Origin of the sequence: Microcoleus sp. B4-D4, from assembly GCF_036705185.1 — a bacterium.
Taxonomy (GTDB): Bacteria; Cyanobacteriota; Cyanobacteriia; order Cyanobacteriales; family Microcoleaceae; genus Microcoleus.
In genome coordinates this window covers 31,097-53,092 of the sequence record NZ_JAUBTX010000002.1, presented here as the reverse complement: position 1 = coordinate 53,092, position 21,996 = coordinate 31,097, and the positions used below count along the sequence as shown (strand labels likewise).

Below are 21,996 nucleotides of genomic sequence, written 5' to 3'. Positions count from 1 at the left end.
ATCATTAAAAACTAAATGGTTAACATCGGCGGTACTTTCGGCTTCGATTTTCTCCTAGGAAGCCCCAGCAGCGATACGATTAGAGGATTTGCAGGTAATGATACGATTCAAGGTTTGGCGGGAAATGACCTGATTTTTGGCGATCGCGACAATGACTTGCTCGCGGGAAATGAAGGTGCTGATACCCTGTTTGGAGGTCTTTCAAACGATACAATCTATGGAGGACAAGATTCGGATTGGATTAATGGCGATCGGGGTAGCGATTTGCTAATCGGCGGCGAAGGTAAGGATATCTTGACAGGAGGCGCGGGCGATGATTTATTTGTGATTGACACAACTTCCGCCGCACCTACTATTAATGAAGCTGATGTAATTACAGATTTTGGCAGCGGCAATGATAAAATTGTCTTGACTGATAACATAAAGTTTAGCGATTTGAACATTTTTGTTTCAGACAACCAAACTGTCATGCAAAATAAAAATTCTGGCAACTATTTAGGAGTTGTTTTGGGAAAACCTAACCTGACAGAAACCAACTTTATATCGCTGTTTGGCGGGATGGATATGGGTCAACTTTTGCCAATTTCTGCTAATACTATTGTGGGCGATCGCCCCCTTGGACTAGAAGTGGCGAAAACTCCCGAAGAACAAGCAATTGGCTTAATGTTTCGCACAGAATTGCCCGAAGACAGGGGAATGCTTTTCCCGATCGCCCCGGCGCGAAACGTGCGTTTCTGGATGAAAAACGTGTCAGTCGAACTCGATATGGTTTTTCTGCGCGAAGGCGTAGTGCAAGCGATAATTCCCAACGTACCGCCGTGTTTGAGCGACACCTGTCCCAACTACGGCCCGGATGTCCCCGTGGACGGAGTTATTGAACTCAAAGGCGGAAGGGCGGCTCAATTGGGATTGAAAGTGGGCGATCGGATTCCCAATTTACCCTAAAAAGCATATTATTTTACAACAGCATTCAACATTATGTGCGTCCCATGAATCCTATTGAATTAAAAATCATCCCCAATCAAACTCAAGACGGTTTAGCTTACCAACATTTGCGTTTGCGAATTGCCACTCAAGATGGTATTATCACACCCGATGATTTACAAGGTTTGAAAATTCCCGAAGGCGTTCAATTCAGCCAAGGAATTGTCATTGAAGGTAGAGGAGCGATTTGGCTGTACGGGTATTTAGTGCACGAATGCCATCCTGCAGCTTGGGTTGGATGTTACGATCCGCGATTGGAAGGTGCGGTGGTGGTAGCAACTCACAAGCACGAAGTATCAGTCGGACAGGTATTGAAATTGAGTTTGCCAAATTAATAAATTAGATAATGTTGGGTAAATTACCCTTAGTATTTATAGGGGCGGGTTTTACCAACAATCTTTCAATCACATCCACAATATTTATTAACCCGCCCCCTCTCCCCACCTCATGTTAATTATTTGTAATAGCCTACTTACTAAACTGCTGTAATTAAAATTTATCCTTTCACCGGCAAAACGATCGCAAATTCAGTCCCAATTCGGTGTTCCGCACTCACCTCAATGCTGCCACCATGTTTTTCTACCGCAATCTGATGGGCAATGGTCAACCCTAATCCAGTGCCTTTTCCGACGCATTTCGTCGTAAACAAATGGTCGAATATATGCTTTTTGATTTCCTCTTTCATCCCGGTGCCGTTATCAGCAATTTTAATTTGAATCTGCCCTTCCCCCAGTACCTCAGTGGAAATAGTTATGCGGTTGGGATTGCTGGCAATTTCGCTAAAACTGCGTCCGCAATTTGATTCTTCTAAGGCATCGATCGCATTAGCAAGCAGGTTCATAAAAACTTGATTTAATTGACCGGGGAAACATTCGATTTTAGGGAGGTTATGGTATTTAGTTATTACTTCGATCTGCGGGCGGCATTCGTTGGCTTTGAGGCGGTGTTTCAAAATTAAAATAGCGCTATTAATGCCATCATGAATATTAAAAGGAACTTTGTAGTCTTTGTCTCCTCGGGAAAAGGTGCGGAGGCTGGTACTGATGCTAGAAATGCGATCGCACCCGACTTGCATTGAATCGATCATCTTCGGTAAATCTTCCAAAATATAATCGATGTCTATCTCTTCGGCATGATTGGCAATCTCCGATTTTGGTGCGTCGGAGCGATACAATTCTAAATGTTCTATAACATCTGCCAAGCTTCTTTTAGCTTCGCTTAAATTGCCAGAAATAAACCCAATTGGATTGTTGATTTCGTGGGCGACTCCGGCGACTAAATTGCCCAAAGCCGACATTTTCTCGCTTTGCACTATTTGCAGTTGTGCTTGCTGCAAATCTTTTAAAGTTTTTTCTAGTTGTTGATTTTGCTTTTGCAAAAGTTCATCTGCTTGCTTGCGATCGGTGGCATCAACACCCAAACCAATAATACCAATCGTCTCGCCATCAGCATTTTTTAACTGCACTTTCGTGACTTCTATATAGTGTTGTTTGCCGTCAACTAATGTGAGACTTTCGGTGGAGTAATGCGGCGAATCTTGGGCAAGACAGGCAGCATCTAAAACCAGACAGTTCGCTGCATTTTCCCCCAGTATATCTTTGTAATGCTCGACCGCTAGAAAAGCGCTCAGAGGCGCGCCCACATCTTGGCAAAAGGTATTGTTAAAAAACTTTACTTTACCCTTTGGATTCACCATCCAAATCCAAATCGGAGCGACATCAAGTATCGCTTGCAACATTTGTTTCTGCTCGGCAAGCTGATTTTCAGTGCGGCTAAATTTTGTTAACAATCGCTCTAATTGTTGGCTGTAATCTTGAGATTTTTGATGAAGTATAGCGTTTGACAAACTGATTGCTGCTTGGGAACACAGGAGATTGAGAAATTGCAAGCGATCGCGCGTAAAAACTCCTGCTGTTAACCGATTTTCTAGATACAAGATGCCGACTAAGTTGTCTCGATCGAGAATCGGCCAACATAACAGGCTCTGCGGTTGGTATTTCTGGATGTAGGAGTCGGAATCGCGATCGCAATTTTCAGCAATGTTCCGCACAATCACAGGTTTCAACAAGTTTTTAACGCAGTCAACAATTTTCAGGGGCAGGATATCGCTGTTTTTATCGAGTGCTGCTGATGGTAAGCCGATCGCCCTTTCGACGCCCAAATTGTCGATCGCGCTTGCTGCAGCCACTTCCCATTTACTGCCGTTTGGTAACAGCAGCGCTACTTTGTCAGCTTCTATATTTGCGATCGCCAGTTGCATCAGTTTGGCAATCAGTCGATCGAGTTCAATTTCACTAGAAAGCGCTTGACAAGCTTTTAGCAGAGTTGAAAAAACTCCGAAATCCGACAGGTGACGCGACACAGATGAATGAATAAATGGATGCACCGAGTGATGTTGATTAGGAGGTATGACGGCAGTTGCTAATGGATTTGCAGCGACTGTTGCTGGCGGCAAAATCGGCGATAACAATTGAGGATAGCGTTTTTTTAAGTCTTCAATTTTGACTGCATCTCCGCAGCGAGCATAGCAATCGCAGGCATCTATCATGTAGACTAGGGCAATTTTTTCTCTACCGTGGGACAGGTAAAACTTAGCAGCGAGTTCGCAGGCGAGAGCTTCTTCATTAACATATTCGTTAGCTTTAGCTCCAGCAATAGCTCGATCGTACAATTCCATTGCTTCTGCTTTCTGCCCCAAAAGGCCCCGCAATTCTGCCTCAACCAGATCGAACTTGTGCTGGTAATCGATCGGGGTAAGGTGCGCGGATTCTTTGAGTTTTTTCTGACTCGTGTCAACGCGCTTCAGGATTTGTTGGCGCTCCGTCGGTGCGGCATCTGTATAGGTTGCCAAATGTGCCAGCGCATCGTAAAAGTCGTGCATCATTGTTACTAGCATCACAACAAAATTTTCCAAATAAAGTTTGTCTGCATCCCCCTATCGATCTGCTTCGGATTACGGCGACAATATATCGCGCATCTTTCGCATTTTTTAAGCCGATTTTATACCGCTCTATCTGGCTGACAACAGTCAAGATAAATTCAAATATTTGGAGGTTTCATATATTAGTAAATGACTCTGATTTTTTCGAGTTGATCGAGAATATCTGTTCGCTTAAGGACTATTTTGAGCAATGCAATTAACAACTGCGATGCAACTCAGTTTTGCATTTATAGTCCGAACACCTCAAGAATTCGCGTATTTTACAGATTGCGAGATCCCGAGGGCACTGTAAAAAAATGCTTCTTGCAAAACACAGATGCTCCCGTTTGCTGCTAGCCGGTTGCGAGTGTTTTTCGGGTGCCGCCGAGACAGCAGCCGATCGACAATCGGCGTATAATTGCGCGATCGGACAATCTCCAGGCATTACTGTCAAATTTACTACCTCTACTGTTGCAGCCATTTTGACCGATCCCAGTCCAGAGTCTAACTTGACAATAGTTAATGTATCTATCTTAGGGTATAAACAGCATAATTTTCTAGTTGCCGATCGCAAATTATAGTTATCTACCAAACAACATTTTATACTTAGGCGATCGAATTGAGAGTCTTTTACTTACGTGTAAATTGCTGCGTTTCATCTCAAATGCAGTTAAATTAATGCTAAATCCAAGTAGTAACACGGGAAAATAATGTCTTAAAGAATACTTTATATAATTAAGTAATTTAATATAGCTCGATCGTGAAATCAGTAAAATGGCTCCTGCAAAAAGATACAGCGCATCCCAGGTTTATATGAGGTACACCTCATAAACCTGGAACACGCTGTATATTGCTGGTTCTTTGCGAACAACGAAGCAATCTCCAAAAGATTAATATTGCTTCGTTTCTCAACGTTATTTGAAATTAGTCGATCGCGTCTGCTGCTCTTTCTGCTGCTCGTTGAGTTCTGTCAATATCCCGATCGACTTTCGCGCGAACCTTGTCCGAAGCATCTTCAGCACTGTATCTTACATTTCGCGCTGCATCTTTGACATTTTCCTTGCCTTGGCCGACATTGTTTTTCAGGGACTCAGTACCCTCTGCTGCTCTTTCTTTCGCTCCGTCGGTAGCTTCTTTAACAATGTCTTTTGCTCCCTTCAATCCGTCGCGAGTGTTTTCTTTAAGATTAGAAAAGCCTTGTTTGGTTTTGTCGCCAAAGTCATCAGCTTTGCGCTGAGCATTGCGAGCATTCTCATTCACCTTGTCGCCAATTTCGTCGAGTTTGTCGGACGCATCTTCTTTTACCCGCCGCACATTTTCGCCCACATCGCTGCTAGATTTGGTGTCGATGCGGCGCTGGGCTTCATCTTTGAGAAGCTGAGCTTTTGCTTCTGCTGCTGTAACAGTTGTGTTTCTGGGATCGTCATCGCTGTATTGATTCTGGCCGCCTTTATATACCGAAGTTACAGCCTCAGAAGGCACTTCTTCTCTCATTTGGTCGGAGGTTTTTCCTGCCATCACATCAGTTTTTGTTGCGCTCCCATCAGTTTTTGTTGCGCTCACATCAGGGCTACTGCAGGCCGTACTCACTAATACTAAAATGCCAGCCAGAAACACTGTTAAAATTTGTACAGCTCGAATTTTTTTCAGAAAAGCAGTTAGTCTGTTCATAAAAATGATCCTTTCTATTTCTATTGTGATATGCTCTAATTCCTGGTAGTTGTGTAGATGGCTAGCATTACAAACTAGAGGAACTTAAACACTTTTTTAAATATATAAATAATAACAGGAGCTTTTCATCTACCTCAAGTTAGATTCCTCAAGTTGTAGCAGGTATAGATGGAAGATGGAAGATGGAAGATGGAAGATCGAAGATCGAAGATGGAAGATGGAAGATCGAAGATGGAAGATGGAAGATGGAAGATCGAAGATCGAAGATGGAAGATGGAATATTTGACAGCAGACAGCAAACAGTTGACAACTTGGCCGAAAAGCCCGTCGTTAGGTTGACAGTAGATTGATACAAGAAGCAAGATGGAACAAAAAACGGACAATCCTCCATCTCATACCAATTATTAAAAATCGTAGTTGTGTGCGCCGGATACGGCAATGCCTTTTCCCTGCTTGGCTGAGCGTTTGGCGGGAAGTGCGCGCTGCGTTGAAAGGTTTTGCGTTTTATGAGTAAAAAAAACCTTCCGGTCAAGAACCAGAAGGAAGGAGGTGTATGATCTCAAGTACAACAAGGTCTTTAATCCCAATTGTGGCGACACGGGGCGATCGCCCGCATCTGTCTAATGGCTGAAAGTATCTGCACAGTTGCTATCATTGAATCGCTGTTTTTAAGCTCTTGCAGAATTCGCCTATTGCTGCTAAACCCTCTTCTGGAGTGCCTTGGGCCAAGCGTTTAACAAAAGCACTGCCAACAATCACAGCGTCTGCACCCCATTCTTTGACTTGTCGGGCGTGTTCCGGTGTCGAGATACCAAAACCGACACCGATGGGTTTGTCGGTGATGCTACGAATTTCTTGCAGCAACTCTTTTGCTCGCGTTTCTAAGCCTTCGCGCACTCCCGTAACGCCGGTTACGCTGACTAAGTAAATAAATCCTTGAGACTGGCGGGCGATCGCTTCTATGCGATTTTTGGGACTTGTGGGAGCAACTAATAATGTTAGTTCAATCCCTAATTTGTTGGCAGGTTGGATGAGACTGTCAGCTTCTTCTAAGGGCAAATCGGGTACAACCAATCCCTGAACTCCAGCACTTTTGATTTGCTGCAAGAAAGTTTCTATACCTCGGTACAAAATCGGGTTGTAGTAGGTAAACAGAATAATGGGCGATCGCAAATTCGGACTAACTTTGGCTACCATTTCCAGCACCGGATCTAACCGCGTTCCCCGCTGCAGGGCCCTAGTAGCAGCAGCTTGAATCACCGGCCCGTCAGCCAGCGGGTCAGAATAGGGAACGCCAAGCTCGATCGCATCAGCACCGTTATCATCCAAAACTTGCAGTGCTTTAGCCGTTGTCTCCAAATCTGGGTCGCCAGCAGTAATAAAAGGAATTAATGCACATTTGTTGCTCTTTCGCAACGTTTCAAAACAATTAGAAATAGTCATTAGGCAGTTGGCAGTTGGTTGTTGGCAGTTGGTTGTTGGCAGTTGGTTGTTGGCAGTTGGTTGTTGGCAGTTGGTTGTTGGCAGTTAGTTGTTGGCAGTTGGTATTAGCTAATAACAACTAATATCATGTCCGAGCGATTAACCATAATATCCCGGTCGGGGCGGGTTTTTGAGATTGTCAATTATTGGCAGGTATTGTTGGTGAACCCGCCCTTACAAAAATCGCGGTTGCTCGACCGGACATGATACAACCACTGACAACTGACAACTCACCACTAACCACTGACAACTGACAACTGACAACTCACCAGTGACTAATTATCTTTTTCCTGCTCAATTTCGGCTTGAAGTTTGGCTAATTCTTCAGGAGTGAGTGCATCAAGCTGCTTCTGCAAGACAGCATCTTTGTACTCTTTCAGTTGCTCGCTGTAGGTCATACTTTGAGTCAGGGCTCGAAATAAATAAGTCACCAGCCAGCCAATCAAGCCGGCAACCAAAAATAACTGACTCCAAATCCCTGCATTCATGCTGTCGAGTCCGGCGAATTGCAGTAGCAAGTAGATTATGCCACCTGCTACAAAAAAGCCGAGACTGATTCCAATTACGTCAATACGTCGCATTTAGGCTTCAATCTGCCGCCGTTTGGGGCGAAAGTTCAAAAAGGGAGCTAGGAGAAACATACCGGGGAAGAAGAAGAACATCAAGAAGTACATGAAGCCGCGCTCAAAAGACGTGGCCACGTACCAGCGGCTGTTCAGGTAAGCGTAGGTGGCGGCCGGTACTACCAGGAGGTAGGCTCCTGCTAACACGGCGTAAAGCAGCAAGGTAATATACATAGATTTGCTTTAGGGGAATAATAACAACGGTAAGGGGGCACAGACGCTCCGCTAGCTGGTTAACTATTGTACCGCTTGGCGAGATGCAGCGCGAGTTTTGAGAATTTTTAGATTAGGGGTTGCGTAAATTGGGGTTTTGGTTGTAGAATAAAAGGCTGTTGCTGTCAGTGAATCAAATCCACAGCAATTTGACTAAAGGGGGGTGTGGCGGAATGGTAGACGCTACGGACTTAAAATCCGTTGACCCGAAACGGTCGTGTGGGTTCAAGTCCCTCCACCCCCATCAAATTTAGGTTGAAAGTGCGATACACGCCGATTCTCGACTTCTAAAAAAAATCGTGAATTTGTGTGTATCGTATTTTAGGCAGCCACAAGCAAAGCAATCACAAATTCCGTACCCTGTCCGATTTGGGGATGGATCTCAATTTTGTCTTGATCCTGGGCAAGAATTGCAGAGGAAATAGATAAAAAATTTTACCTGGCAATTAGTATTTTCGCTTAATTCGGGGCTGTGGGCCCAACTATGGGCTGACCTTGTTTTTCGGTTTCTGCCAGTTCTAGGTTCAATTCCAGCAGTTTTGCTAAAATATCGTCGCTGTCAGTAAATCCGTAAGCTGCATTACATTCGCGATCGAGCGCTTCATGAAGTTTAAAGAGCTGACTTGTTGGTTCTTCAAAAAATTTATTGTAAAGTTGAGTAATTCCCCACTGCTTTGCTGACATTTGTTGAGTGCGGTAAAGTGAAGTAGTAAAATGAAGCGCCATAGCCTTTCTCATTCCTAAACATTTTCCGTTTTAATACTGTAACAACAGGTTTTAATCATGGTAAAGTCTCAGTATGAGGGATATTCCGCAGGCAAAAAAAGTATCCTACTCCGGGAAAATTTTGGAACTGCCAAAGTGTATGCACAAAATGCACAGTCATTGCTCAACAAAGCGACTGGATTTATCAGCGCTTACGATTTTACGCTAAATCCTTATCGCGGCTGTCAGTACGGATGCAGTTATTGTTATGCTGCTGCTTTTAGCCCTAATTCACAGATGCGGCAGGATTGGGGAAATTGGGTAATTATTAAGAAAAATGCTGCGGAAATTTTAAATAAAGAACTGCAAAGTTGGTCTAAAAAAAATCCCGGACGATCACCTACAATTTACATGAGTAGTGTCACAGATCCGTATCAGCCGATTGAATCTAAAGAACACTTAACTAGGCACTTGTTAGAAGTGATGGTTCCCTATCAACCAACGCTAGTTATCCAAACTCGCAGTCCTATGATAACTAGAGATGTCGATATTTTACAGCAATTTCAGCGGTTGCGAGTTAACATGAGCATTCCCACTGGTAGCGAAAAAGTGAGGAAAGATTTTGAACCAAAATCGCCTAGTATTCCTGCTAGACTCAAAGCTATTGAAAAACTGAGATACAGCTTTCCTTACCGAGAAAATTGCGAAGTCAGATTTTCTATAACTGTGACGCCACTCCTCCCTACCTTACCGGAAGATGAAGCTAATTTTATTAACAAGCTGGAAGTTGTAGATCGGGTGGTGATTCAGGATTTTCATGCCAGCAACGGGCGATCGCTAATTGCGTCAACTCGCGAGGAAGCATTAGCTCTTAAACAAAAGTACGATTGGTGGTACAATAGCGAACAACAGAGTTATCGCAAGTTTAAAAATAAATTAATTGCGATGCTCCCAGATGTTGAGATTATGGAAGGTAAAGAGGGGTTTGGCTATGAGTAATCCGCTGGCTAACTGGTGGCGTTCCCATCAGTTTAACGAAGCCGTTAAGAGTCAAAATAATCGACTTGCCAAACAACTGTTAAAACAAATAGAAAATTCCGGGGCAAAACTCTCATGGCAGCAGAAGCTATTTAAAGAGCGTCTACAGCTTGAGAAGTTATTGCAGAAAAAAAATGACCGCATCAAAGAAGGCGATCGGCATTTAGCAGAATTAGAAATACAACTAAGCTTCGGGCAACTTGACGATTCTCTGGCGCGGATTGATGAATCAACCTTATTTCCCGACACAAAGTTGATTGAATATATTTCAAAAGCTTTCAAATTGATAGAATGCGATGCAAGTATGATTCAATGCACTGGCATTGATGACAAGGTATTTAATAAGTTTGAACAACATCTGGCGGGCTTTATCAAGAATGAGCTTAATAAGTCTAACCGCGAAAAAAGCAATGTTGATTATTTACTTAAACAAGCTATTGACGACATACAAAAACTGAAAGAAGGACAAGATCCTCAATACAGTTTTGAGCTAAGTCCTCACATCTATTTAATGAGATATTTCCTAGATAACGTGTATTGTACATATCTAGCTTGGTTCCTGGTTTACAAAGCAGGGTTGTTACCAACTAAACTCAATATCCTCGATATTGCGGCTGGGCCGGGTACTGTTGCTTACGGACTTGGTTTGTTGCTACAAAGCAGTAGCGACTTTTTTTCAATGCCACCAATGCACATATCCTACTACTCTCTGGAACAGCAAAAAGCTTTTCAATATCGCGGACTCCAGTTTTGGCGGCAATATATGGAACCCCAGGCGATGAATGCTTACTTTCGGTTTGACACTTCTAGTATCTTTGATAGCGCCAATCAATCTAAAAGGCTGCCCAGAAAATTCTTTGACTTTATTGTGATTTCTCACTGTTTTTTTTACGATGATGAGAGAAGAGAAAAATCCCATCAAATTTATAAGGATATATTTATAAATACCCTGACAGATTCGGGTTACGTTTTGCTAATTATTCAAGAAAAAAAGTTGCTTAAGGCGTACAATGTTCGTCGAGTTAATGATTGCCAAAAGGAGCTAAGTGTAGTAAAACAATTTGTTGATGAGCTGGGCTTAAACTTGGTTTGGTATAAATATTTACGCTCAACCGATAGCAGGACATCCCATCCTAACTTTGCAAAATTTGCTAAAGAAAATCTACCTTTACAGAAATTTATCAGTCCGCTTTTTCGCCAGCACTTTAAGTTACCTTATGACTTAAGTTATGCAGTTGATGACTATGTGGTATTGGCAAATAAATAAGTACAAAATACTTGCTTTGCCCGCCAGGGAATTAAGTCCCTGTCTAATAGCAAAAGTCGGTTTAAACCGACTGAAATACTAACTTTACAGTCCTCTTTTAGAGGACTTCAGCTTTGAGGCAGGAGTTGAAACCCCTGCCGGATTGCATCAGTGACCGATCATCCAAGGTCGTCCCCCTCGGTGTTCGCGATTCCGCTGCGGTTTAGGTTCCTCACAACGCTTAACTAGCTGCGGTTCCTGATTTTCTTGACCCTTCAAGCGCAGCTTTCCAGTTAGAATCATCGGCGGGGAAAAGATGCGTTTAGCAACAGTTTCGCAACTCGGGCAAAGCACAGGTGTATCTGATTCGGCAAGAGGGCGCCACTTATCAAAAATGCCGCAAGTTTCACACCTAAAATCGTAAAGAGGCATAGCAATTTTGGATTGTAGATTTGGATGCAATGAGTAGGCGGCGGGCAGCGCCCGCCTTAATAATTAAGACGGCAGAATATCCATCTCAAAAATTTCTGTCGGTAAAGCAATTGTGCAGCAAGCATTGGGAATATCCACAATGCCGCTGATCCTACCTTCAACTGGTGCACAGCTTAACAGCAAATACGCTTGTTCTCCGGTAAAACCAAACTTTTTCAAATATTCGATCGCATTCAAACAAGCTCGCCGATAAGCAACATGGGCATCCATATAATACTGTTTGCCCGTAAATTCATCAACAGAAATCCCTTCAAAAACCAGATATTCAGAATAGCGCGGTTCCACCGGCCCCGGTTTGAAAATCGGGTTGACCATTGCGTATTTATCCATACCGCCTTTGATAATATCAACGTGGAGGTCGATGTACCCCGACATTTCAATTGCCCCGCAGAATGAAATCTCCCCGTCTCCTTGAGAAAAGTGAATATCTCCCATCGAAAGTTTCGCGCCCTCGACATAAACCGGGAAGTAAATTTTAGATCCCCGCGACAGGTTTTTAATATCACAATTGCCCCCGTGTTCGCGGGGAGGAACAGTGCGCGCCGCTTCCGCAGCAACTCGCTCGAATTCTGCCCCTGTCAGCGACCCCAAAATTGCATTTTTGGGGTTCGGCAGTTCTGCTAAAGGCGGCACTCGATCGGGATTTGTGGCTACTAATTCCGCTTCCCGTTTGTTCCATTTATTCAACAATTCGTGAGAAGGCGCGCAGCCGATTAAACCCGGATGAGTAATCCCGGCAAAGCGCACTTTTGGTATGTGTCTGGAAGCGGTATAAATTCCCTGGAAATCCCAAATTGCTTTAGCTGCAGTGGGAAAATGTTCTGTCAAGAAACCGCCGCCGTTCTCTTTAGCAAAAATTCCCGTAAAACCCCATTCGTCCCCTTGCAAAGCCCCGATATCGAGGATATCGACTACTAAAATATCCCCGGGTTGCGCGCCGTTAACGTAAATTGGCCCGCTCAAAACGTGAACTACTGTTAAGTCTACATCGCGAATGTCGTCGGGGCTGTCGTCATTTTTAATTTGTCCGTCTGTCCAGTCTTTGCACTCGATGCGAAATACATCGCCGGGATTGACAGACACTACTGCTGGAATATCTGGATGCCAGCGATTGTGACCGACTAATTCCTGTTCTGACATCGGTTTGGTCAAATCAACTTTGAAGAGAACTTGAGGCATAGTCTGCACTCCTTTAGTTACTAATTTTACATGGTATGGGCATCTTCCCCGATCGGATGCTTGATAAATGTAAATTGTTATACTAATCAGTGCAGATCCGAAAAATATTTCAGATAACGATTATCATTATTTATAAAATAACCGGGCTGCGCGGCAGTTGTGGTATGTTTTTGATAGTGAATGTTTTGAATTTCAAAAATCTGTGACTGAAACTTCGATCGCACAAGATACAGATAACGTTAATAATGGATGGCACGGCTGCCTCAATTTAGTCTACGCCAACCGCAGCGGCTCAACTCAAATCATCCACAATCAAATGCAAGCGCCCCTCAAGGTGCAGCGCCCGTTTTATCCTGAAGGGAAAGAGGTTTGTCACAGCGTCATTTTGCACACGGCTGGGGGAGTTGTCGGGGGCGATCGCCTTTCCAGCAATTTTCACCTCCAACCCAACACCAAAGCCTTGATTACCAGCGCCGCTGCTAGTAAAATTTATCGTAGCAGCGGACTAAAATCACAACAAGATATCGATATTAAACTAGAATCTGGTGCTAATTTAGAATGGCTACCGCAGGAAACAATCGTTTTTGACGGCGCAATTTATCGACAAAATCTGCGGGTAGAATTAGCACCGACAGCGAGGATTTTGCTGTGGGAAATTACCCGGTTCGGACGCAGTGCTAGGGGCGAAAAGTTCTTGTCGGGAGAATGGCGATCGCACACCGAAGTCTGGCAACAAAACAGCCCTCTGTGGATTGACAGACAATTGCTCAAAGGTGGATCGGAAATGCTAGAAAGTCCTCACGGCTTAGCAGGAAAACCCGTAGTCGCTACCCTCGCTTGGATCGGCGAACCAGTCACTACAGAAATAGTAAAAAAAGTGCGAAATTTGCCATGTGAGGCAACAATTTATCCGGGTAATTCCACCGCCGGCGTGACTCGTATTCCTAACGGTTTGCTGTGCCGATATCGCGGTTCATCCACCACCGCAGCGAGAAACTGGTTTGTCAGCATTTGGCACTTGCTGCGCCTATCTTTTTCAGAACGCCCTTGCTGTTTGCCCAGAGTTTGGATAAAATAGGGTTTTCTGAATTCAAAAATTGTATCATTGACAGCTACTTCGATATCAAATTTGATGTATAATTGATAGCCGAACTGGAGCAAATAATGCGATCGCCCTTACCAGAATAAAAATGCAACTCACCCCCCAAGAAAAAGACAAACTGCTGATTTTCACCGCCGCCCTGGTAGCAGAGCGCCGGAAACAAAGAGGCTTAAAATTAAACTATCCAGAAGCACTAGCCTACATTTCCGCCGCGATTTTAGAAGGAGCTAGAGACGGCCTCACCGTCGCAGATTTAATGAGCTACGGGACAACTCTCCTGACGCGGGAAGATGTCATGGAAGGGATACCGGAAATGGTGCACGAAGTGCAGGTTGAGGCAACTTTTCCCGACGGCACTAAATTAGTGACAGTGCACGATCCGATTCGTTAAATATTCCACCGCAACAACTCGCAGGAGATAGATATGATTCCGGGAGAAATGATTGTTTTAGCAGGCGAAATTGAATTAAATGCAGGGCGTAAAACAGTGCACTTGCTAGTAGCAAATACGGGAGACAGACCGATTCAAATCGGCTCCCACTATCACTTTTATGAAGCGAACGAAGCCTTGGCATTTAATCGAGAACAAGCAAAAGGAATGCGGCTGGATATCCCCGCAGGTACAGCAGTCCGATTTGAACCCGGAGATGAAAGAGAAGTGCAATTAGTACCGTTTGTCGGCAGTCGTGAAGTCTACGGCTTTAACGGGAAAGTCAACGGTAAGTTAGATGGATGAGAGAGAATTAGACTATTATAGGACTACGCGAAAAACCCGATTTCTGAGAAAGTTCGTGCATCTATGCGAGAGATATTGACAGAGAAACTGGGTTTTTGGCAGCCGTGCGTAAGTCCTGTATTATCAACAATATTACTAAAACGACTGGTAGCGAAATGACACCACACTGCCGAATAACCTCAATCAAAATTCAGGGTTATAGACCATTCCGAGATTTTACTGCTCGATTGGAACCACTAGAAATTCTTGTCGGAGCTAATGGTTCTGGGAAATCAAGCCTGTTTGAGTTTCTAAAGTTTTTGACCGACAGTATGGAAAGCGAGATTCCTAACGAAATTATTAAGGGTTCTATAGGTCAACAGATTTTCCATCTTCCCGGCTCAGAAAAGTTTGAATGGGAGCTTAAAATTGATATAGGTGAGTCTAATATCTCCTATCAAGGAGAACTCATGGGGCCGAGAAGCAATCCGCAAATTTCTTTCGAGCGAGTTGAGTCATCTCAACATTTGTTCATGGATATTAAAGGTACTGAAGGTTTGTATCGCGAACCAGGATATGCAGAGACAAATCGTGTATTTCCCAAACGCAATCAACTCGCACTCAGGACAATAACAAATCCAGGTTTAGCAACTCTCTATACACTACGAGAGTATATCGGGGGTTGGAAATTTTATAGTTCATTTAACATTGCTAATCACAAAATTCGCAAATCTGTTCTCATTGAACAAGAACCAGTGTTGGATGAAGATGCCGGGAATTTGAGTTCTGTATTACACTATTTAATGACTGAATATAGCGCCGTTTTTGATGACCTGCAACAACATTTACAATCAGTTATTCCAGGATTCAAAAAATTGACGGTAAAAGCTCGCGGCGGGCCTGGGGAAGTTATCGCATTTTGGCAGGAAAAGGGGATTAACCAGGATTTAAGTCTTGCGGATTTATCCGATGGTATTCTAAGATTAATTTGTTGGATTTGTCTTTGTTTGCACCCGAAACCACCCTCTCTAATTTGTATTGATGAACCGGATCAAGGTGTTCATCCTCGGACACTCCCTCTTTTAGCAGGATTGTTTGAAAAAGCTGCTGAACGTACTCAAGTTCTTTTGGCTACTCATTCTTCTTATTTTTTAACCCAATTTGATATTTCCCAAATTGCTGTGATGCGAAAGGAGAATGGAGAATCAAAGTTTATTAAACCTGGTAATTCCAAAGTTTTAACAGATATGCTTGATGACTTTGGGACAGAGGAAATTGAAAAACTCCACCGCAGTGATGAATTGGAGCTTCTACCATGAGGGTAATTATCTATGTAGAAGGGCCATCAGATAAAAATGCAATGGAAGCATTGTTAGTAAATTTGATTGACAAAAAATTTGAAGAAGGTGTCAGTATAGAGTTTTTTCCAATCAAAGGAAGTAACAATGATAGGGGAGGTGATGCTAAAAAAGATTTGCTGCTGAATGCTCCAATAAAAGCTGTTAATATTCTTTGCAATAATCCGAATTCAATTGCAATTATTTTGCCAGACTTATATCCTAAGAATAAAGGGTTTCCCCATGAGACTTTTCAACAGCTAAAAGCGGGAATTATGGAGAATTTTTCTCAAGCATTACAAAAGAAAGGTATTCAGGATGAACGTCTCAAAGAACGCTTCAAAGTTTTTTGTTTTAAATATGAAATGGAAGCTTTGATTTTGGCGTCTGAATCTTCATTACGAGGTAAACTAGGAGTTACTTCTCTAGCTGTCACCTGGACAATACCAGTAGAAGACCAAAATCACGATCGCCCCCCCTCGAAAATTGTAGAGCAACTTTTCAGAGATTCTGGCAAAGGATACAATAAAGCTGTGGATGCAAAATTGATACTAGGGAATATTTCGTATCAAGAAATTGCCGAGAAATGTACGCAATGTTTTAAACCATTTCTTGAGTTTATAGAATGTATACAAACAGAAAATTTTTAGTATAAATCAATGTATACTCAAGCATTTGGCAAATGACAAAAATTCTAGAAAATCTGATAAGGAGCTAATTAATATGAGTTACAGAATGGATCGTCGCGCCTACGCGGAAACTTTTGGGCCGACAACGGGCGATCGCGTCCGGTTAGCCGATACAGAATTATTCATTGAAGTTGAAAAAGATTTCACAACCTACGGGGATGAAGTTAAATTTGGCGGCGGCAAAGTCATTCGCGATGGTATGGGACAGTCGCCTATTTCTAATGCTGACGGTGCTGTTGACACGGTAATTACTAATGCTTTAATATTGGATTGGTGGGGAATTGTTAAAGCAGATGTCGGGATTAAAGACGGCAAAATTTACAAAATTGGTAAAGCCGGAAATCCTTACATTCAAGATAGGGTAGATATTATTATCGGGCCTGGTACAGAAGTAATTGCTGGCGAAGGAATGATTCTCACGGCTGGGGGAATTGACTCTCACATTCACTTTATTTGCCCGCAACAAATAGAAGTGGCGATCGCCTCTGGAATCACTACAATGATCGGCGGCGGCACTGGCCCCGCAACGGGTACAAACGCCACCACTTGCACTCCCGGCCCTTGGCATATGTACAGAATGCTGCAAGCAGCCGACGCTTTCCCGGTGAATTTGGGATTTTTAGGTAAAGGAAATAGCAGCCAACCTCAAGGATTAGTCGAACAAATATTCGCCGGTGCAATGGGTTTGAAACTCCACGAAGATTGGGGAACTACGCCATCGACGATCGACAATTGTTTGAGTGTAGCTGACGAGTACGACGTGCAAGTTGCAATTCACACCGATACTCTCAATGAAGCTGGATTTGTGGAAGCGACAATTGCTGCTTTTAAAAATCGGGCAATCCACACTTACCACACCGAAGGTGCAGGCGGCGGACACGCACCGGATATTATTAAAGTCTGCGGTCAAGCTAATGTTTTGCCTTCGTCTACTAACCCGACTCGCCCTTACACTGTCAATACTTTGGAAGAACATTTAGATATGTTGATGGTTTGTCACCATTTGGATCGGGGGATTCCTGAAGATGTGGCTTTTGCTGAGTCGAGAATTAGAAGGGAAACGATTGCTGCTGAAGATATTTTGCACGATTTGGGCGCGTTTAGTATGATTTCTTCTGACTCGCAGGCGATGGGAAGGGTTGGGGAAGTGATTATTCGGACTTGGCAAACGGCTCATAAAATGAAGGTGCAAAGGGGGATTTTGAACGGGCAAGATGCCCGTTCCACAAGGGGAGAAAATGACAATTTTCGGGCGAAGCGGTACATTGCAAAATATACAATTAATCCGGCGATTACTCACGGAATTAGTCAGTATGTGGGTTCGGTGGAAGAGGGGAAATTGGCGGATTTGTGTTTGTGGCGGCCGGCGTTTTTTGGGGTGAAACCGGAACTGGTAATTAAGGGAGGGGCGATCGCCTACGGGCAGATGGGAGATGCTAACGCCAGCATTCCCACGCCGCAGCCGGTGCATATGCGGCCGATGTTTGGCAGCTTTGGGGGGGCGATTGGGGCGACTTGTTTGACGTTTGTTTCTCAGGCGGCGCGCGATCGAGATATTGCCGCACAGCTCGGTTTGCAAAAGCCAACTGTAGCAGTTTCGGGGACGCGACAAATTAGTAAAAGAGATATGAAACTGAACGATTATTTGCCGCATATGGAAGTCGATCCAGAAACCTATGAAGTGAGGGCGGATGGGGAATTGTTGACTTGCGAACCGGCAACAGTTTTGCCAATGGCGCAGAGATATTTTCTGTTTTGATTGGGATACCAAATCCGGCTTTGTTATTCCCTCTTCGCAGACTAAAATATCGAGTAGGAACAGGCTTTTCGGCCTGTTCCACAAGCAGTAAATTTAATTGTGGAGTGTCCCGCCCGCCCCGAAAGCCCCATTGAGCGATCGCACGATCGAACCCTGACACACAAACCAAAAATAAAGTGCAATATTAATCCCGCTCAACAACTTCGGAATTCCCTCCAACAAGCTCGAAACAATCTCGTTTTTTAAAGGCAGCGCTTCTGCACAAAAGGCAACAAATAACAACCCAACGCCGCTCAACAGTAAAGGATAGGGAGTTAATTTAATTTGCCTCCTAAAAACCAATCCGTATACAATTGCCAGCACCGCATAAAATATGACAATTGTCACTTTAGGAAAACCCGCACGCCCCAGATGAACGTGGGTGCGAAAAACTTCATTGAACAGAAAGCAACCTGTAAACAGTGCCGAATATAAAATAAATCTATTTTCTGGGCGATTTGGTTGAATAATTCTCAGCAATCCAAAGGTAAAAACGCATACCATTACTGATAAATAAAATAACATTTGAAACGCCAAGAAAAAGAAACCAGCACCCGGATACGTGGTAGAGCAAGGCGGCAAAAATAACCCTTTTACCGAAGAACCGAATAAACTCAAGCATCCAGTCACCAACCCAACTAATAGTAAGGTTAGGCTGTTGAACAAAAAAACTGTTTTATAATTTCCCATGACTCATGAGTAAAAACTACTGTCACGCTCAGCTACTGTGGATTTAAATTGCACCTTGCAGTATGCGTCAGCTAGCTGTTTGACAGCATTGATAAACTAATCGCTGAGCCACCCTAAAAATTACCAATTCCCCTTACCAATTCCCAATTACTATCCGTGCAATTCTCCACTTGGCATAATTGTACCGCGCCACTGAGCTCCCGCTAAATTAGCAGTGCTCAAATCGGCTCTCATCAAATTTGTGCGGTGCAAAATTGCCTCCCGCAAATCTGTTCTAGCCAGGTAAGCATCAGTCATATCGGTTTCAGTCAAATTTGCTTGATTAAAATTAGCTCGACTTAAATCAGCCCTCACCAAATTAGCTCGACTCAAATCAGCCATAACTAAATTAGCATTGCTCAATTTAACATCAGGAAGAAATGCACCGCGCAAATTAGCACCAGCCAATTCAGCATCAATTAAAATAGCTCTTTCTAACTTAGCATTTGTCATAACAGCCCAAGAAAAATTTGTTTCTACCAAAGTTGCTTCAGTCAAAAATGTGCCATTTAAAATAGCTTCGCTCAAATTCGCCTGAGTCAAATTTGCTTCCCGTAGAGATGCTTCAGTCAAATTCGCTTGACTGAGATTAGCTTTAGTCAAATCTGCACCTAGCAAATTGACGCCCCGCAAATCTGCACCTTGCAAATTTGCACTCCGCAAATTTGCACCCTCAAAAATTCGCGGCTCCTTACGCAAATTTGCACCGCGCAAGCAAGCGCCTCGCAAGTCTGTAGCTTGCAAATTGACTCCTCGCATATCTGCATCGCTCAAATTTGCATCGATAAAAATTGCTAAAGAGATGTTGGCTTTGCGAAAGTCTGCACCTTGCAAAGTCGCTCCGTGGAAGTCTGCATCGGACAAATTTGCTCCGCTCAAGTTGGCCTGATTTAAGTTAGCACCGCACAACTTGGCATTAGTTAAATTTGCGCTCTGAAGGTTAATTCTGCTCAGGTATGACATCGTTAAGTTTGCACCCCAGAGGTCAGCACTGCTTAAATTTACGCCAATTAAATCCGCGCCGCTGAGGTATACGCCTCTGAGGTTCATACCTTGAAAATCTAGTTCTCCTGATGTATATCGCCTTAAAATTTCGCTGGCATTCATATTTGTTTTGAATCTGGGTAAAATATGCTATTACTTGAATTTTTGAATTTCAGTCTTTGTCTTGCAAACTTAGTTTTTGTGGCCGCAAACTTCTGTCGGGAGCATCTCAGTTTAGCCTTTTATAGTGCGAGCATCCCGATCTGGGACGCTCGCAGGCTCAACAAAAAAAAGCTTTTTGCCAAACTGAGATGCTTCCATTCTGTCGAGGGAATGTAATGAGTTTAATTCACAAATTCTTGAGTCCAAGCGACTGTTTTGTTGCCTACCTGTCGCCCGTGAATTTTCACGCGAGTCAGATATTTTGATTTTAAAGTACACAGTTTTTTGTGAATGTATGTAGCTGTAGTCTCTTGGTTTGGTGATTCGGCAGACTCTAAAATAACGTGGAGCCAACCATCTTTAAATCCGGCTATAGCGGTAATTCCTTTAGGCTGTAGCAATTGATTGATCAATAGGGCGATCGCCTTTGGCTTGCCTTGTTGTGCCATTTCCACAAGCTGATACTGATTTGGTTTCTCTGGGGAATTTGGCGGCTCTGTTGCTGAACTATTTTCGGCAATATTTTCGGAGGTTTCAGAAGGAGAGTACCCGCTTTCTTTTGACTCTACTTCCTTCAGAATTTCAATTAATTTGTCGGTAAATCCCTGAACTTGTTCTACATAATCTCTGAGATTTTTATATTTCAAATACAAACGTTCCTCTGGACTTTCCGTAGAAAATTTGCCGTTCAAAGCAGCTTCTAACTCGCTGAATATCTTTTCTATTTGATCCGTTGCTGAGTTAGCGCTTTGACTGACCAATCCTGTCATTTCTTCTTCCAATCCCAACTTACGCTTGATGGAATCGCTAATATTGATAGTAACTGGAACGATCGGCTCGTAAATTTCGATAACTGTCGGGGTTTCTGAAACTGGTAAGGTTTCTACCAAGTCCTTTCCGAAATTAGCCGTAGAATTATTGCTGCTGGTTTCGGGTTGTTTAAACTTGGTATGTTCTGCCGCATCTGGCACTAAGCAAGTCTGCTCTGGGTCATAATAATAGTGAGTGGGAGCAGCTTGAATGATTTGAGTAATATCGCCAGACTCAAAATAATCGTTGTCCCTGTCAACCGGCTCGTTTTCTTGATAAAAGCTGTTGTTTAAATGGGTTCGATCGTAATCTTCGGTAACAGAATCTTCGGCTCGATCGTGTTCTTTCTGTGGAAATTTTGCGTAACAATAATTCATCGCTTTGATAATCACGCTAGCCACTTGGTCGGATTCGTCTGTGTTGTCGAGACTGCCGGCAGTTCTGTACAACTGAGATTCGAGTTCGGGCAGACTGCTGCAGACTTTAAACAGTTGTCGCAGCAGATTGTCAAGTTCTTGGCTTTTTAGCAGCATCCAGTCGCGCTCGCTAAAAGTGAACTGGTGATAAAGAGTAGAAAAAATAAGGATTTTCGCCCTCAGCGGATTTGTTTGCTGTAAAATTTTTTGTCGGACATCAAATAGATCTCCGGGGTCTCTTTCGTTCAACTCCTCTGGTGGCAGTTCCGAACTGAAGTGTTCGTCAAATGCAGGTGCTTCGTAACCGCCAAAATTAGATATGTTTGTTTCTAATTTTGTGAAGTCTTGGTATTCGTAAAGCCTGCTCAGTTGGCAGACGATTTGATCTGCCATTAAAGCGTACTCGGTTTTTTTATTTACCTTAGCAACTAGACTGCTTAAAACTGCTTCAATATCTTCTAACTTGTTGTATTTAGCGCAGAGTTCTTGGATTAAACTCTTTACATCGGCGCTAGCGAGTTTGGTCGAATCGTTTTCCCAACACTCTTTACAAGCAAAAAATATAATTTTTTTTATGCGCGAGAGATTGATGTCTTGTTCTAATTCGCGAACAACTTCATCTAAAATAGATAAAGCTTGCATAGTTTTCCTCTCCAAAAAATACCCTGTCAGTCGATTTGAGATTTGAGATTTGAGATTTA

General features: G+C 43.2%; 23 protein-coding genes and 1 tRNA gene. 13 read left to right on the top strand and 11 right to left on the bottom strand.

Translation table 11 applies throughout. From position 1 onward, the window contains the following. Positions 1-15: 15 nt before the first annotated feature. Both QUB13_RS01965 and crn3 read left to right on the top strand, forming a co-directional pair. Positions 16-945: a DUF192 domain-containing protein gene (locus QUB13_RS01965; RefSeq protein ID WP_333378354.1), complete on the top strand. Its 930-nt coding sequence runs from the start codon at positions 16-18 to the stop codon at positions 943-945. A 44-nt stretch (positions 946-989) separates the two neighbouring features. Next, positions 990-1,319 carry a CRISPR-associated ring nuclease Crn3/Csx3 gene (gene crn3, locus QUB13_RS01960; protein WP_194012148.1) on the top strand — a complete coding sequence of 110 codons (330 nt, stop codon included), beginning with the start codon at positions 990-992 and terminating at the stop codon, positions 1,317-1,319. Between the two features lie 161 nt (positions 1,320-1,480). On the opposite strand, the gene QUB13_RS01955 is transcribed toward crn3, so the two are convergent. Then, on the bottom strand, positions 1,481-3,880 hold the full coding sequence (locus QUB13_RS01955; RefSeq protein ID WP_333378902.1) for an ATP-binding protein: 2,400 nt from the start codon (positions 3,878-3,880) through the stop codon (positions 1,481-1,483). Between the two features lie 341 nt (positions 3,881-4,221). On the opposite strand from QUB13_RS01955, the gene QUB13_RS01950 reads away from it, so the two are divergent. Further along, the gene (locus QUB13_RS01950; RefSeq protein WP_333378351.1) at positions 4,222-4,485 is read left to right on the top strand and encodes a hypothetical protein; all 264 of its coding nucleotides are present in this window, start codon (positions 4,222-4,224) and stop codon (positions 4,483-4,485) included. A 343-nt stretch (positions 4,486-4,828) separates the two neighbouring features. On the opposite strand, the gene QUB13_RS01945 is transcribed toward QUB13_RS01950, so the two are convergent. Next, positions 4,829-5,575, bottom strand: a complete 747-nt coding sequence (locus QUB13_RS01945) for a DUF6658 family protein (RefSeq protein WP_333378348.1) — start codon at positions 5,573-5,575, stop codon at positions 4,829-4,831. A gap of 189 nt (positions 5,576-5,764) precedes the next feature. Between QUB13_RS01945 and QUB13_RS01940 the strand changes: the two genes are divergently transcribed. Beyond that, positions 5,765-5,914, top strand: coding sequence for a hypothetical protein (locus QUB13_RS01940; protein WP_333378345.1), 150 nt, complete (start codon positions 5,765-5,767; stop codon positions 5,912-5,914). Between the two features lie 312 nt (positions 5,915-6,226). Here QUB13_RS01940 and trpA read toward each other — a convergent pair whose 3' ends face one another. The 3 genes from trpA to ndhL all read right to left on the bottom strand — a co-directional run bounded on the left by trpA (position 6,227) and on the right by ndhL (position 7,854). Further along, complete coding sequence (trpA, locus tag QUB13_RS01935) at positions 6,227-7,018, bottom strand: tryptophan synthase subunit alpha (RefSeq protein WP_333378342.1); 792 nt, start codon at positions 7,016-7,018, stop codon at positions 6,227-6,229. A 314-nt stretch (positions 7,019-7,332) separates the two neighbouring features. Further along, positions 7,333-7,638, bottom strand: coding sequence for a DUF3007 family protein (locus tag QUB13_RS01930; protein ID WP_333378340.1), 306 nt, complete (start codon positions 7,636-7,638; stop codon positions 7,333-7,335). Next, positions 7,639-7,854 (bottom strand): NAD(P)H-quinone oxidoreductase subunit L, encoded by a 216-nt coding sequence (gene ndhL, locus QUB13_RS01925; protein WP_193972727.1) that lies wholly within the window; start codon positions 7,852-7,854, stop codon positions 7,639-7,641. Positions 7,855-8,052: 198 nt separating this feature from the next. Between ndhL and QUB13_RS01920 the strand changes: the two genes are divergently transcribed. Then, a tRNA-Leu gene (locus tag QUB13_RS01920) sits at positions 8,053-8,137 on the top strand. A 215-nt stretch (positions 8,138-8,352) separates the two neighbouring features. Here the strand turns inward: QUB13_RS01920 and QUB13_RS01915 are convergent. Continuing rightward, positions 8,353-8,631, bottom strand: a complete 279-nt coding sequence (locus QUB13_RS01915) for a hypothetical protein (RefSeq protein ID WP_333378336.1) — start codon at positions 8,629-8,631, stop codon at positions 8,353-8,355. Positions 8,632-8,676: 45 nt separating this feature from the next. On the opposite strand from QUB13_RS01915, the gene QUB13_RS01910 reads away from it, so the two are divergent. Both QUB13_RS01910 and QUB13_RS01905 read left to right on the top strand, forming a co-directional pair. Then, positions 8,677-9,597, top strand: a complete 921-nt coding sequence (locus tag QUB13_RS01910; RefSeq protein WP_333378333.1) for an SPL family radical SAM protein — start codon at positions 8,677-8,679, stop codon at positions 9,595-9,597. Further along, positions 9,590-10,903 carry a photosystem II assembly protein gene (locus QUB13_RS01905; protein ID WP_333378329.1) on the top strand — a complete coding sequence of 438 codons (1,314 nt, stop codon included), beginning with the start codon at positions 9,590-9,592 and terminating at the stop codon, positions 10,901-10,903. The genes QUB13_RS01910 and QUB13_RS01905 overlap by 8 nt, the downstream gene beginning before the upstream one ends. 147 nt (positions 10,904-11,050) lie before the next feature. Here the strand turns inward: QUB13_RS01905 and QUB13_RS01900 are convergent, their stop codons facing one another. Then, complete coding sequence (locus QUB13_RS01900) at positions 11,051-11,314, bottom strand: FmdB family zinc ribbon protein (RefSeq protein WP_333362203.1); 264 nt, start codon at positions 11,312-11,314, stop codon at positions 11,051-11,053. Positions 11,315-11,377: 63 nt separating this feature from the next. Beyond that, entirely contained in the window at positions 11,378-12,553 is a 1,176-nt protein-coding gene (gene fmdA, locus QUB13_RS01895) for a formamidase (protein WP_333378325.1), read from the bottom strand. A gap of 202 nt (positions 12,554-12,755) precedes the next feature. Here fmdA and QUB13_RS01890 point away from each other — a divergent pair, with 202 nt between their 5' ends. The 6 genes from QUB13_RS01890 (at position 12,756) to ureC (ending at position 18,155) form a co-directional block, all read left to right on the top strand. Continuing rightward, complete coding sequence (locus QUB13_RS01890; RefSeq protein ID WP_333378322.1) at positions 12,756-13,631, top strand: urease accessory protein UreD; 876 nt, start codon at positions 12,756-12,758, stop codon at positions 13,629-13,631. Between the two features lie 112 nt (positions 13,632-13,743). Continuing rightward, positions 13,744-14,046, top strand: coding sequence for an urease subunit gamma (gene ureA, locus QUB13_RS01885; protein WP_015179363.1), 303 nt, complete (start codon positions 13,744-13,746; stop codon positions 14,044-14,046). Between the two features lie 33 nt (positions 14,047-14,079). Then, positions 14,080-14,391, top strand: a complete 312-nt coding sequence (locus tag QUB13_RS01880; RefSeq protein ID WP_333091278.1) for an urease subunit beta — start codon at positions 14,080-14,082, stop codon at positions 14,389-14,391. 155 nt (positions 14,392-14,546) lie between these two features. After that, positions 14,547-15,689, top strand: coding sequence for an AAA family ATPase (locus tag QUB13_RS01875; protein WP_333378900.1), 1,143 nt, complete (start codon positions 14,547-14,549; stop codon positions 15,687-15,689). Next, a complete protein-coding gene (locus QUB13_RS01870) occupies positions 15,686-16,357 on the top strand; it encodes a DUF4276 family protein (protein WP_333378319.1) in 672 nt (223 codons plus the stop codon). The genes QUB13_RS01875 and QUB13_RS01870 overlap by 4 nt, the downstream gene beginning before the upstream one ends. Positions 16,358-16,430: 73 nt before the next feature. Then, positions 16,431-18,155 (top strand): urease subunit alpha, encoded by a 1,725-nt coding sequence (gene ureC / locus QUB13_RS01865; protein ID WP_333378316.1) that lies wholly within the window; start codon positions 16,431-16,433, stop codon positions 18,153-18,155. Between the two features lie 93 nt (positions 18,156-18,248). Here ureC and QUB13_RS01860 read toward each other — a convergent pair whose 3' ends face one another. The 3 genes from QUB13_RS01860 to QUB13_RS01850 form a co-directional block, all read right to left on the bottom strand. Further along, on the bottom strand, positions 18,249-18,884 hold the full coding sequence (locus tag QUB13_RS01860; RefSeq protein ID WP_333091273.1) for a hypothetical protein: 636 nt from the start codon (positions 18,882-18,884) through the stop codon (positions 18,249-18,251). A gap of 150 nt (positions 18,885-19,034) precedes the next feature. Next, a complete protein-coding gene (locus QUB13_RS01855) occupies positions 19,035-20,030 on the bottom strand; it encodes a pentapeptide repeat-containing protein (protein WP_333091270.1) in 996 nt (331 codons plus the stop codon). 221 nt (positions 20,031-20,251) lie between these two features. Then, entirely contained in the window at positions 20,252-21,937 is a 1,686-nt protein-coding gene (locus tag QUB13_RS01850; RefSeq protein WP_333378312.1) for a hypothetical protein, read from the bottom strand. Positions 21,938-21,996 lie beyond the last annotated feature (59 nt).